General features: G+C 68.6%; 11 protein-coding genes and 4 pseudogenes. 10 read left to right on the forward strand and 5 right to left on the reverse strand.

Going from position 1 to position 12598, the window contains the following annotated elements; genetic code table 11:
- Both G6R25_RS15610 and G6R25_RS15615 read right to left on the reverse strand, forming a co-directional pair.
- Positions 1-275: pseudogene (locus G6R25_RS15610) on the reverse strand (hypothetical protein); the annotation flags it as partial.
- Between the two features lie 283 nt (positions 276-558).
- The gene (locus tag G6R25_RS15615) at positions 559-1077 is read right to left on the reverse strand and encodes a TetR family transcriptional regulator (protein ID WP_235948609.1); all 519 of its coding nucleotides are present in this window, start codon (positions 1075-1077) and stop codon (positions 559-561) included.
- A gap of 137 nt (positions 1078-1214) precedes the next feature.
- Between G6R25_RS15615 and G6R25_RS31645 the strand changes: the two genes are divergently transcribed.
- The 8 genes and pseudogenes from G6R25_RS31645 to G6R25_RS15645 form a co-directional block, all read left to right on the forward strand.
- Positions 1215-1805, forward strand: coding sequence for an NAD-dependent epimerase/dehydratase family protein (locus G6R25_RS31645; RefSeq protein ID WP_336501616.1), 591 nt, complete (start codon positions 1215-1217; stop codon positions 1803-1805).
- A gap of 6 nt (positions 1806-1811) precedes the next feature.
- Entirely contained in the window at positions 1812-2126 is a 315-nt protein-coding gene (locus G6R25_RS31650) for a Rossmann-fold NAD(P)-binding domain-containing protein (protein ID WP_207634306.1), read from the forward strand.
- Positions 2127-2375: 249 nt separating this feature from the next.
- A complete protein-coding gene (locus G6R25_RS15625) occupies positions 2376-2852 on the forward strand; it encodes a lipase family protein (protein ID WP_235948612.1) in 477 nt (158 codons plus the stop codon).
- 546 nt (positions 2853-3398) lie between these two features.
- A complete protein-coding gene (gene ctaD / locus G6R25_RS15630; protein ID WP_163553543.1) occupies positions 3399-5117 on the forward strand; it encodes an aa3-type cytochrome oxidase subunit I in 1719 nt (572 codons plus the stop codon).
- A gap of 323 nt (positions 5118-5440) precedes the next feature.
- Complete coding sequence (locus G6R25_RS15635) at positions 5441-6079, forward strand: TetR/AcrR family transcriptional regulator (RefSeq protein ID WP_163553545.1); 639 nt, start codon at positions 5441-5443, stop codon at positions 6077-6079.
- Positions 6072-7073, forward strand: a pseudogene (locus tag G6R25_RS27405) (squalene--hopene cyclase); the annotation flags it as partial. The gene G6R25_RS15635 and the pseudogene G6R25_RS27405, both read left to right, overlap by 8 nt.
- Positions 7074-7338: 265 nt before the next feature.
- Positions 7339-8271 (forward strand): prenyltransferase/squalene oxidase repeat-containing protein, encoded by a 933-nt coding sequence (locus G6R25_RS27410; RefSeq protein ID WP_235948620.1) that lies wholly within the window; start codon positions 7339-7341, stop codon positions 8269-8271.
- Between the two features lie 361 nt (positions 8272-8632).
- Positions 8633-8773, forward strand: a pseudogene (locus G6R25_RS15645) (diguanylate cyclase domain-containing protein); the annotation flags it as partial.
- A gap of 32 nt (positions 8774-8805) precedes the next feature.
- On the opposite strand, the pseudogene G6R25_RS15650 reads toward G6R25_RS15645, so the two are convergent.
- Positions 8806-9330: pseudogene (locus G6R25_RS15650) on the reverse strand (HD domain-containing protein); the annotation flags it as partial.
- Positions 9331-10123: 793 nt separating this feature from the next.
- Positions 10124-10528 (reverse strand): PPOX class F420-dependent oxidoreductase, encoded by a 405-nt coding sequence (locus tag G6R25_RS15655; protein WP_163553546.1) that lies wholly within the window; start codon positions 10526-10528, stop codon positions 10124-10126.
- 288 nt (positions 10529-10816) lie between these two features.
- Here G6R25_RS15655 and G6R25_RS15660 point away from each other — a divergent pair, with 288 nt between their 5' ends.
- Positions 10817-11296, forward strand: a complete 480-nt coding sequence (locus G6R25_RS15660) for a hypothetical protein (protein ID WP_235948616.1) — start codon at positions 10817-10819, stop codon at positions 11294-11296.
- 125 nt (positions 11297-11421) lie between these two features.
- Here the strand turns inward: G6R25_RS15660 and G6R25_RS15665 are convergent, their stop codons facing one another.
- Entirely contained in the window at positions 11422-11778 is a 357-nt protein-coding gene (locus tag G6R25_RS15665; RefSeq protein ID WP_163553547.1) for a group I truncated hemoglobin, read from the reverse strand.
- A 314-nt stretch (positions 11779-12092) separates the two neighbouring features.
- Between G6R25_RS15665 and G6R25_RS15670 the strand changes: the two genes are divergently transcribed.
- Positions 12093-12434: a MarR family winged helix-turn-helix transcriptional regulator gene (locus tag G6R25_RS15670; protein ID WP_205447152.1), complete on the forward strand. Its 342-nt coding sequence runs from the start codon at positions 12093-12095 to the stop codon at positions 12432-12434.
- Positions 12435-12598: the final 164 nt, after the last annotated feature.

The following is a 12598-nucleotide window of genomic DNA, read 5'->3' on the forward strand; positions in this document are numbered from 1 at the left end:
GACCGATTGGGCTGCACAACACCGAAGGCGCTGAAATGCGACCACATCGCACCAGGGGCGCCGCCGCTGTCCGCGTCGAAGAACCACGGGTCGAAGCCGACATCGTACAGCGGCTCGGCGAACGCCGCGACGCCCGCCGCGAGCACCGCGCAGAGATAGAACGGCGTCCGCTCCTTGCGCCATAAGTAGATCGCGAGCGCGATGGCCCAGCTCACCCAGGTGAAGATCGACTGCCAGAGCAGATTGAGCTCGTGCGACATCACGTCATGCGGCATGCGTCCCAACGAGAGCCTCCTTGGCCGGAGTCATCGCAAATATGACGACCGTCACTCCGGAGGTTAGGCGGCGTCACGAGAGTGAAGCCTCCCCCGCAGGGAGACAATCCCTCCTCCAAGTGAGGGAGCAACCCTCCTCTGAGAGGAGTGAGGGAACAAGGGGCGAAAGCGCCCTTCGATGGACTAATCCGATACGGCCGGGATGCACACCGGCGTCGGCGGCATCCAGGGCCGCCGTCCGCCGGGGTCTGTCCACGGCCCGTTCGGGATGCGTGGTTGTGAATTATCCGGTAGAGGCGATCTCCCGGAGCTGCGCCAGGGCATCCCTGGCGATCTGCTGAAACGCTGTCTGGTTCGGGTCGTCGACCCATTGCTCGAAGGCGACGTGCATGACGGTCGTGCCCGTGTGGGCGGCGAGGACGGCGGCGGTGTCACCGAATCTCCGTGCGCGCAGGGCCCGTGCCATGGCGGCGGCCAATGACGCGGCCTTGATCAGCTCGCGTTCCCGCAGCTCGGGACTGGCGGCGATGATCCGGTGCCGCGGGCCGGCGAATTCGCGGACTTCTTCGAACCGGACGGCGGCGGCGTCCAGCGCCGCGCCGATCATGCCGAGAGCCGAGGCGGACGCGGGGGCGGCCTCGATGGCGGCCACCATCTGCTGCTCAAGTAGCTCCGAGCCCCAGAACAGGACCTCGCGCTTGTCCGTGAAATACCGGAAGAACGTTCGCTTCGTGAGCCCCGCGCGTTCCGCGATCTCCGCGACGGTCGTCTCCTCGTACCCGCGCTCGCCGTAGAGGGCCAAGGCCGCCTCCTGCAGCCGCGCTCGCGCATCCGGCTGCCATCTGCCCATAGCGACAAGACTAGCTGATGTCACCTGGTGTCATGACCGTGCTATGGTGATGACACCAGGTGATATCACTTGTTCCGGGAGGGTTTCCCATGCGTGTTTTCGTGACTGGCGAGTCCGGGCACATCGGCTCGGCGGTCGTGCCCGAGCTGCTGCAGGCTGGGCATCAGGTTGTGGGGCTGGCGCGTTCGGACAGCTCGGCCGAGGCGCTCGCCGCCGCCGGCGCCGAGGTCCGGCGGGGCGACCTGGACGATCTTGACGGGCTGCGCGAGACCGCCGGGGCGGCCGACGGCGTCATCCACCTCGCCTTCAAGCACGACCTGATGGGGGCCGGCAACTTCCCCGCCGCGATCGCCGCCGACTTCGCCGCCATCACGGCGCTCGCCTCGGCGCTCGAAGGGACGGGCAGGCCGCTCGTCACCTCCTCCGGCACGCTCATGCTCACCCTCGCGGGCATCACCGGACGGCCGGGCACCGAGGCCGATTTCGCTCTCGGCGGTCCGCGGGTCGACGCGGAGAACTTCGTGATCGGGCTCGCCGAACGCGGCGTGCGGTCGTCGATCGTCCGGCTACCTCCGATCGTGCACAGCTCGCTCGATCACCACGGCTTCGCGCACATCCTGATCGGCGTCGCCCGGCAGGCCGGCGTGTCGGGGTACGTGGGGGACGGGGCCAACCGGTAGCCCTCGGTGCACACGCTCGACGCGGCGCGGGTGTACCGGCTGGCCCTGGAGGGCGCCCCGGCCGGGAGCCGGCTGCACGCGGTCGCGGACGAGGGCATCCCCTTCCGTGACATCGCGACCGCCATCGGGCACGGGGCTGGCGTACCTACGGCCAGCATCGCCGCCTCCGACACCGGTGAGCGCTTCGCCTTCCTCGGCGCGTTCGTGGGGGTGGACAACCCGACCTCCAGCGAGGTGACGCGGAAGATGCTCGAGTGGGAACCGGCGCATCCGGGCCTCATCGAGGACCTGAAGGACGGGCACTACTTCGGGCAAGGCTAAGCGGATCCGGCGTCAGGCCTTATGCAAAAACGCCAGCTCTACCTGTCCACCGACGCATCAGGTCGGCCAGACGCGGTATCCGAGATGATCACTGCTCGCCGCCGGCACCGACGCCTGGATCGACGACTTCGCGCTGGCCGCGGGCAAGGGCTGGGTCATGGCGGCGACCGACTACGAGGGATCAGGCACCCCCGGGACACCGACGTACAGCGTCGGGCGTTCCGAGGGCCCCCCAAAGTCAGCGAGACGGTGGACAGAGCCGCCTGGGCGGGTGTGGTCTTCATGACGGCCCTCGGACTCGATGCGGCCTACCCGGAGCTGCGGCTGAACGACCATGTTGTCCCGCCGGCTCGGGCCGACCTCGACCGGCTGCAGACACTCTGCCTGAAGGAGGCCCTTCCCGCCTTCGCCGGAAAGCACATCCGCGACATCCTGACCGTCGACCTGCTGCGCGCACCCCAGTGGCGGGCCCGGCTGACCGAGAACTCCCTGGGCCGGACGCCGCCGACCGTACCCGTCTTCCTTTACCACGGCCGCAAGGACACCGTCGTCGCCTTCGATCAGGCCGGGACGCTCGCCCGCACCTACTGCGCCGCAGGCGTGGACGTGACATGGCGGCCCTACAACAACGACGACGACCACGATGCGGCGTCGTACCGGGTCGGGGATGCGACGGCCTACCTCACCGACCGTTTCGCCGGCCGGCCCGCCACGTCCACCTGCTGACCGCAGCGGTCAGCCCCTCCGAGGGAACATCGTCCTCGCGGGCGCACGCCTTTCTGGACCCAGCCGAACTCCCCTTCGCATTTGCGCTGAGGCTTTTCCCGGAGTCCTCAGCCATCTCGACGAGTGATGCGCGGAGCTCGGGAAGACCCACCGGGATGCCGAACGCAAAGCCCCCCGCTCAGGCTGATGGCCAGGGCAACCTTCGCTGTGGCGGCGACCCCGGTCGAGAAGGTGATTCGCCCAATGGTGGACTGCCTGGGGCAGGACGTTCTGCTTTCGGTCCAGGTGCCGGAGTGCCCCTGAAATTCGGGACGTCAGGCCGGGGCGCGGCAACCCGTGCGCGGATACCTTGACCAGTGTCGGCAGGTACCTCGGCCGGTACGCCGAGCCGCGCGGCGCGGGGCGCGGGGCCGTCTATCCGCCGGGCCCGTCCCCGCCGACGGCAACGACACATTCATTGTGGACTGCCTGGCGGCGGTCGTGACACCCGACGCCGGGACCACGCGCGCCACCGCTCGGCAGCGGCAACACCATCGGGAGCGGAATGTGACACTTGTGCACGATACGCCGGCCGGGCACACGGACCCACCGGTGGACGAGGCCCCGCCCAGGGTTATGAAAACCCTGTTGCAGTACCTGCGGACGACGTCGCACAAGGACATCGCGCTGCTGTACTTCATCACCTCGCTCATATTCTTCGCGTTCGCTGGAGTCCTGGCGATGCTCATGCGGGCCGAGCTCACCCGGCCGGGCCTGCAGTACATCTCCAACGAGCAGTACAACCAGCTGTTCACGATGCACGGCACGCTGATGCTGCTGATGTTCGCGACGCCGATCGCGTTCGCGTTCGCGAACTACCTGGTCCCGCTGCAGATCGGCGCGCCTGACGTGGCCTTTCCACGGCTGAACGCGTTGTCGTTCTGGTTCTGGCTGTTCGGCAGCCTGACGGTCACCGCGGGCTTCCTTACGCCGAACGGTGCCGCCTCCTTCGGCTGGTTCGCCTATGCGCCGCTGTCGAACGCCGCCTACTCGCCGGGCGTCGGCAGTGACCTGTGGGTGGTGGGCCTGACCGTCTCCGGTCTGGGCACCATCCTGGGCGCGGTCAACTTCATCACGACGATCCTTTGCCTGCGGGCGCCCGGCATGACGATGTTCCGGCTGCCGATCTTCTGCTGGAACCTGCTGGTGACCTCGATCCTGGTGCTGATCGCCTTCCCGGTACTCGCGGCCGCACTGCTCGCCCTGGAGTACGATCGCCGATTTGGCGCGCACATCTTCGACGCGAGCAACGGCGGTGCCATCCTCTGGCAACACCTGTTCTGGTTCTTCGGGCATCCCGAGGTGTACATCATCGCCCTACCATTCTTCGGGATGATCACGGAGATCATCCCGGTGTTCTCCCGCAAGCCGTTGTTCGGCTACAAGGGACTGGTCTACGCGACCATCGGCATCGGGGCACTGGCGATCGCCGTGTGGGCGCACCACATGTACGTCACCGGCGCGGCGCTGCTGCCGTTCTTCGCCTTCCTGACGTTCCTCATCGCGGTGCCCACCGGGGTCAAGTTCTTCAACTGGATCGGCACGATGTGGCACGGGCAGATCAGCTTCGAGGCACCGATGTTGTTTGCCGTCGGCTTCCTGGTGACGTTCCTGTTCGGTGGTCTGACCGGTGTCCTGCTGGCCAGCCCGCCGATCGACTTCCACGTCTCGGACAGCTACTTCGTCGTCGGCCACTTCCACTACGTCGTCGCCGGCCTGCTGTTCGCCGGCTTCGGCGGAGTGTACTTCTGGTTCCCGAAGGTCACCGGCCGGATGATGAACGAGCGGCTCGCGAAGATTCACTTCTGGACGATGTTCGTCGGCTTCCACACGACCTTCCTGGTGGATCACTGGCTCGGCGTCAGGGGCATGCCGCGCCGATACGCTGACTACAGCCCGGCAGACGGCTTCACCACGCTGAACACCATCGCCACTGTTGGCAGCTTCATACTCGCGCTGTCAACCCTGCCGTTCCTGTACAACCTGTGGTCGTCGTACCGGAAGGGTCCGATCGTTACGGTGGACGATCCGTGGGGCTATGGCAACTCGCTTGAATGGGCGACGTCCTGCCCGCCGCCGCGGCACAACTTCAAGACGCTGCCGCGGATCCGCTCCGAGCGGCCCGCCTTCGACCTGCACTACCCGGAGGTCGTCGGCCTCATCGACTACCACGCGACGCCGGAGCTCGCCGACGCGCACACGCAGCACGCAAAGCGCAAGGAATAAGAACGCGACTCACGTGGGCGAGTGAACCGCCCCGGGTTCCAGGAACCCGGGGCGGTTCAGGCGTTACCGGCGGTCGCCTATGCCTGCCCCCCCGGGAGCCCAGGGTAGGACTGTTCCGTGCACCGAACCCACCGCCCGCCTCGCCGACGCCCCTCGCGCCGCGGCGACGCCGCCATCGCGTCCGACCCGCAACGCACCACCGGCTTGCCACTGCGTGGTTGCTGTCACATGGGCGCAGTAGGCATACTTTGCCATGTGGCAGTTCGTGCCATATATTCCGAGATGTCGGTTTGGGGCAACAAGAGTCAGCGGGCGGTCGCGGGGTGCCGGAGCAGCAGGCCGAGAGCTTGCGGGAACGCAAGAAACGCCGAACGCGGCAGTCGATCATCGACGTGGCTCACGCCCTCTTCCATGTCAACGACTACGACACGACCACCGTCGAGGCGATCGCGGCCGGCGCCGAGGTGTCCGTCCGCACCTTCTTCCGCTACTTCGCGAACAAGGAAGAGGTGGCCCTCGCGCCGCTGGACGAGATGGGCGAGCTCACCCTGACGGCCCTGCGCCGGCGTCCCGCCGACGAGCCGCCGCTCACGGCGCTGCGCGCCGCGGTCCTCGACGCCTGGACGATCATGTCCCCGGACGGGGAGTCGCTGCGCCACTATACTGATCATCTGCTGCCGATCGGCAAGGCCTCCGCGCTCGCCGGGGCGGCGCAGAACCGGATCGTCGCCCTGGGCGACCGGTTCGCGCTGGAGTTCGTCGAGGGCGACGACGCCGGCGGCCCGCAGCCGCGCACGGACCTCCATGCCTCGCTGGCCGCGTTCGCGTTCCTCGCCGCCGTGCAGGTTGCCGTCCGCGCCTGGTGCGCCTCGGACAGCACCGATCCGGCGGACCTCGTTGCCAACGCCCTGATCTGCCTGGACAGCCTCGTCGTCGAAAGGAACTCCGCACACCGTGCCTGACCTCGAGCTTTGCGATGTCGACCTCGCGGATGGCACCCAGCACGCCCCCAACACCGGGCGCACTGCCACCCTGCCCCAGCAAGCGCACGCCCACGAGCGCACGACCGCGACCGCGTCGTCGGCGGCCGCCGACGAGCCGATCCCCGGGCTACGGGAGACGGTCCGGCGGGCCGCCGAACATCTGCTCTCCCTTCAGGACTCCCACGGATGGTGGAAGTTCGACCTGGAGACCAACCCGACGATGGACGCCGAGGACCTCCTGCTGCGGGAGTTCCTCGGTATCCGCACCGCCGAGCAGTCCAAGGCCGCCGCGAAGTACATTCGCTCCCGGCGTCTCGACGACGGCTCCTGGCCGACGTTCTTCGGCGGCCCCGGGGAGCTGTCCACCACGGTCGAGTCCTACATCGCCCTGCGGCTCGCCGGTGACTCCCCCGACGACGAGTCGATGCGGCGCAGCGCCGCGTGGATCCGCGAGCGCGGCGGCATCCCGGCGACGCGGGTGTTCACCCGGATCTGGCTGGCGCTGTTCGGCTGGTGGCGCTGGGAGGAGCTGCCGGTCCTGCCGCCCGAGATCATGTTCCTGCCGCCCAAGGCACCGCTGAACATCTACTCGTTCGCCTCCTGTGCCCGCCAGACCATCGTCCCGTTGACGGTCGTCTCGGCGAAGCGCCCCCAGCTGCCGGCGCCGTTCGACCTGGACGAGCTGCGCACCGCCGTGGTCCCCGTCGCCCCCGCCGGCAACCCGCGGGGCCTGCGCGCCTCGCTGCGGCTCCTGGGACGCGGCCGGCCGAGCGCGGCGAAGACCTTCTTCCTCCGGCTGGACGCGGCGCTGCACCGCTACCACCGCCACCCGATCGGGCCACTGCGCCGCCACGCCCTGCGCACCGCGGAACGCTGGATCATCGCCCGGCAGGAGGCGGACGGCTGCTTCGGCGGAATCCAGCCGCCCGCCGTCTACTCGGTCATCGCGCTGCGCCTGCTCGGCTACGACCTCGATCATCCCGTCCTCGCCGCCGCGCTGCGCTCGCTCGACGCCTACGCCGTGCACCGCGAGGACGGCTCGCGCATGATCGAAGCCTGCCAGTCCCCGATCTGGGACACGGCGCTGGCCGTCCTCGCCCTGGCCGACGCCGGGCTCGACACCGAAGCCGACGCGCCGTCCACGCCGTCCCACGCTGCCCACGCCGCGGGCCGCGTCCGACGACGCCCCGGCGCAGCCCGCGGCGCCCGCGACGGCGCTGGGGCTCGCCGCCGACTACCTGCTCGGCCAGGAGGTCACGCACCGCGGGGGCGACTGGGCCATCATCCATCCGACGGTCACGCCGAGCGGCTGGGCCTTCGAGTTCGAAAACGACGCCTACCCCGACACCGACGACACCGCCGAGGTCGTCCTGGCGCTGCACCGGGTGCACCGCCTCAAGCGGCTGAGCCCCGCGGCGGACGAGGCGGTCAAGGCCGCCGTCGAGCGGTCGACGACCTGGCTGTTCGCACTGCAGTCCCGCGACGGCGGCTGGGGGGCGTACGACTCCGACAATGTCAGCACCCTCGTCTACCAGATTCCGTTCGCGGACTTCGGCGCCCTCACCGACCCGTCGTCCGCCGACGTCACCGCGCATGTCGTCGAACTGCTCTGCGAGACGGGACGGATCCGCGACCCGCGCACCCTGCGCGGCGTCGACTGGCTGCTGCGCAACCAGGAGACCGACGGATCCTGGTACGGCCGGTGGGGCGTCAGCTATGTCTACGGCACCGGCTCGGTGCTGCCCGCGCTGCAGGCCGCGGGGCTCCCGCCGACCCATCCTGCCATGCGGGCGGGCGCGCAGTGGCTGCTGTCGCGGCAGAATTCCGACGGCGGCTGGGGCGAGGACGTCCGTTCCTACTCCGACCCGGCCTGGTCCGGCCGAGGAACCTCCACGCCCCCGCAGACGGCGTGGGCGATGCTCGGCCTGCTCGCCACCGACCACGCAGGTGTCCACGGCAGCGTTCCCCGCGGCGTCCACGCCGACGCCCTGGCCGGCGCGGCCCGCTGGCTCACCGAGCAGCAGCGCCCCAACGGCGGCTGGGACGAGGAGCTGTTCACCGGCACCGGTTTCCCGGGCTACTTCTACCTCAACTACCACGGCTACCGGCTGTTGTGGCCCGTCATGGCGCTCGGCCGCTACCTGCACACCCGCCAGGATCCGTCCAGCTGACCCGGATCGCCGGTCGGCCATCTCCAAACCCCCACCAGATCATCACCAATTGCACGCAACCACTTACATTCAGATGCTTCGGGTGCGACGGAGCCTGACAGCGGTTGCTGGTAGATGGGTAACTGGTAGATGGGTAAGCAGTCATGCCCGAGGATGCGCGGCCCGATCTCATCGAGATCCTGAACCTCGTGGTGATCGAGGCGACCGTGCGGGATCACCGCATCCGCCGGGCCAACACGGCCGCCTGTGCCCTGTTCGGCCGCCGCCTCGGCATGCATCTCGTGCCCATCCCCGGTCCCGGCGGCCGGGTGGCCTCCGTCGCCTCGGTGGCCAGCGACCCGGCCGCGCTGTGGAACCGAGCAACGACACCCTCAGCCACCAGGCCGGCGACGACCTGCTCCGCACCACCGCCGTCCGGCTGTCACACGCCGTGCGGCCCGGTGACGTGGCGGGACGCCTCGCCGGCGACGAGTTCGCCGTCCTGTGCGAGGACGTCGACGGACTGGTCACCGAGTGGGAGCCGACGAGGGCCGACTATTCGGGCCACGGAGAGTCGAGGATGGTGTCGACGAAGTCGCGGCGGCGGAAGCCGGGCAGGTAGTGCGCGAGGACGTCCACCTTGACGTTGCCGAAGGTGGTGTCGGGCCGGGGCGCGATGCCGTCGGTGAAGGCTCGCAGGATGCGGCGTTTGAAGTCCGGGCGGGGATGCAGCCGGGTGATCGCGTCCCGGTCGGCGTCGCTGATGTCGTGGTAGCCGATCCCGAGCACGTCGTACTCCACCCCGGCGGTGAGCAGGGCGACCTCGGGCTCCATGAACTGCGGGATGCCGGGGGTGGTGTGCAGGGCGATGGCCGTCCACACCCGCCGGACGCTGTCCTCGGGGATCCCATGCCCGCGCAGGAAGCGGCGTGCCTCGTCGGCGCTGTCCACTTCGAAGCGCCGACCGCTGCTGCGGAACCGCTCGTCGAGACCGAGATCGTGGAACATCGCCGCGACGTAGAGCAGCTCGGGGTCAAAACTCAGCCCGCGCCGACGTCCCTGCAGGCCGGCGAAGCCGTAGACCCGTCGCGAGCCCTACCTGCCAAGATGAGACGAATGTTACTGATCTTTAATTCACCGGATCGGACTGGAGTGGATTCTGCCCGGTTCCAGTCCCGGTTCCGGTTCCGCGGAACACCTTACACCTTGATCGTCGGGTGGAGGTGGGACGCGGCCGGGTCGGGGGCGGTCCCGCGGAATCTGCATGACCGTGTCACGCGGCCGCGGCCATGGTAGTGGTCGCGGAGTGTGACGGCGGCGGTGGAGTGTTCGGGGTGGATGCGTGGGAGAGCGCCTATGTGGTCGCTCTGATGGGTTCGGCGTCCGGTTTGTCCCTACAGAAGGACCCAGGTAGCACCGTTCCCACGCACACCCCCGCTCCCGACCCCCTCACCGACCACGGAACGTAATCGCCGACCCCAACCCCGACCGGGACCCCGACCCGGACCGGGATAGAACCGTGCAGACGTGGCAGCAGCGACAGTGACGACCGCGACGCGGTTCCACGGAACACCTTGATCACCGGTCGGGGGCGGGTCGGAGGCGGGGTTGTGCGCCGGCCGGGAACCGTCCGCGGGCCGGTCCGGCACCGTTCCGATCTGCCCGAGAGGTACTTCGCCATCACCGGATCGGCCGTGGAACCATCATCATGATCCATCGACCGGCATCGCGCATTAAAGATCAGTAGTCGGGGCTTTCCCGCCAGCAAAGCGAGGTCACGTGGTCACTCTGCTGGAGGTTGCATGGCCATGCGCCCGACTTGGACGGTCACCAACCTCCAGCAATTGCCGAAGCGTGGGGGGCGGCTGGTCGCTCAGCCGAGGACGACGACGCGCCGCGGATGCAGCACGGCGGTGGTCCGCTCTGCGTCCAGGGCGCTGAACCGGGCGAAGTCGACGTTGTAGCGGTCCGTGATGCGGGCGAGGACGGTCTTGTCCGGGTCGGGGACAAGCTCGACGTCGGCGCGGATCTCCAGGGTGCGCCCCGGGTTCGCGGGGTCGATCAGGAACAGGGTGGCCACCGGGGTGTGCCGCAGGTTCACCAGCTTCCGCCGATTACTGATCATGGATACCTTGATCGTGGGTCCGTCGGGCAGGTACCAGACCGCGGTCACCTGCGGCCGGCCGTCTGTGCCGATCGTGACGAAGACGGCGGTCAGGGGAGAGTCGAGCAGGTCGCGGTGGGAGGCCGGGAACTCGGCCGTCTCGGGTGTGCTCACCCCTGTATGCCTACCCCTTCGGCCCGCCACACGTGACGGCGGGGGCCGGGCAGGCGGCCGCCGGAGCGGGATAAGGCTACACAGGCCGTGATCCGGGGCAGAGTTTATCGGGCATAGGCCTGCCGCATGCATCCATAGTGGATTATCTGATCGGTCGGCGGCCGCGTCGAATCCGGCGGCCGGCCTGCGACGTCACGGGAAACGGGATTTGCCAGGCGTCTGCGACCCCACTAAGCTGGCATCAAAGCCCGAATAGTGGGCATCCGGACAAGAAATGAGGCGACCTTGATGGCGCGCGAGGTAATTTCGCTCATAAATGTGTGGTGCGACAACGCCGGCCGCCACGCCAAGGACAAGGTCGCGGCGACACAGACGGCGGCTCTGGCGTATGACGGAAGACTCGTCAGGCTGGATCTGTGCGACGAATGCCGCGACGAGGTGGCGTCCGTACTCGGCGAGTACGCGGAATACGGTGAGACGGTCGATGTCGCCCGCAACGCCAAGATTGATACGGCGTGGACGGCGGTGGAGCAGAACGACGCGATCACAACACCCGAGATCCGAGGCGAGGCGAGCCGTCCGGCGCCCGCCCAGGCCAAGATCCGTCGCCCCCACCAGAGCACGTCCGTCAGCGAGGTCCGCGCGTGGCTGCGGGACCACGCCGACGAGCACGGGCTGACCGTGCCGGAGCGGGGGCCGCGGCTGTCGGGCGAGCTCAAGGCCGCCTACGACCGGGGGCACGGCTGGGACGAGATCGACGGCGCCTGACGCCCGGCGCCGTCGGAGGCCGGCGGTGAACCCACGGGCACCGAGCACCTCAGCCGAGACTGACCGGCGGTGGGTTTCTCCCCCAGCCTGTCCGCGGCGCCCCTTGTTCCGCCGTGGACCGGCCGCTACGAGGCGGTGACGATGTCGGAGCGCAGCGGGCCGAGAACAGCGGCGATCTCGCCGGCGGCTTCGGTCGGGGCGCCGACGCTGGCGAATGCCGCGAGCAGATGGCCCACCACCCCGTCGAAGTTGACGCCGGTGACTCCGAGGGTGGCGTGGACCGAAGCCATTGCCCCGCCCTGGTAGATCTCGGGGCCGCCAAGCGCTGAGCCGATGAATTCCCGCTGGTTTGCCTTGAGGCTGGCCAGGTCCCGGCCCTCGAAGAACGATACGAGGTCCGGGTCGGCCAACACCCTAACGTAGAACTCGTCGACCGCGGCCTTCACGACCTTCGCACCACCAATATCCTGGTAGATACTCATCAGAGGTCTCCCTTTCGCAGGAGTGGCCCGATCCGGGATCGATGGCCATGTTTCCCGCATGGCTGCGCCGCTGACTAACTGATGGGTTCACTCAACCGCAGGAGAATCCTGCGGCCCGAGGGTCGAATGGTCACTCGGCGCAGAAGAACGGCAGGCAGGAGCGGGCCGCCTGACTCCTTTCGCCGCCCGATCGTTGGCCGGGGGCCAACCTGGAGACGCGCACCGGCCTGCCGCCAGCAAAAGATCAACAAATGGCCGACCGGTTACGATTGTCGACAGCCGCAGACCGTCCATCAGCCTGGGGGCCCCGACACATGACAGCAACGACCGGCGCGGCCGGTATCCGCGCGCAGCCTCAGGACGCGGGGCTGGCCGAGGCGCTGGTCGACCTGTCACATCACGTCCTGCACCTGTTCGCCGACACCGGCCGCGAGGACAGGCTCAGTCAGCAGCAGGTCGAGCTGGTCTGCGCAGTCATCCTCCGCAGGTCGGTCGGCATGACCGAGCTCGGCCGGCTGCTGCACGTCGAGAAGTCGAACCTGAGCAATCTGGTCGACCGACTCGAACAACGGGGCCTGGTCGTCCGCACCAGGGACCCCAACGACCGACGGGCACCCAGGTCACCCTCACCGACGAGGGCACGGCCGTCGCGATGAAGGTCTATCACGATGTGACCGGTCGGGTGCGGCAGCTGCTCCAGCGGCTGCCCCTGGACGACCAGCACAACCTCGCGGCGGTCGTGCGGAAGATTGTTCGAGACAAGCCGGCCTAGTAGGGCTTTGTTAGGTGTCGTTGAGTTGTGGTTTCAAGCGATCTGGTG

Origin of the sequence: Candidatus Frankia alpina (assembly GCF_902806485.1) — a bacterium.
Taxonomy (GTDB): Bacteria; Actinomycetota; Actinomycetes; order Frankiales; family Frankiaceae; genus Frankia; species Frankia alpina.

Excerpts from the sequence above, each read along its gene's own strand:
- G6R25_RS31645 (WP_336501616.1), top strand. The coding sequence starts at position 1,215 with ATGCGTGTTTTCGTGACTGGCGAGTCCGGGCACATCGGCTCGGCGGTC.
- G6R25_RS15660 (WP_235948616.1), top strand. The coding sequence starts at position 10,817 with ATGGCGCGCGAGGTAATTTCGCTCATAAATGTGTGGTGCGACAACGCC.
- G6R25_RS15665 (WP_163553547.1), bottom strand. The coding sequence starts at position 11,778 with ATGAGTATCTACCAGGATATTGGTGGTGCGAAGGTCGTGAAGGCCGCG.
- G6R25_RS15670 (WP_205447152.1), top strand. The coding sequence starts at position 12,093 with ATGACAGCAACGACCGGCGCGGCCGGTATCCGCGCGCAGCCTCAGGAC.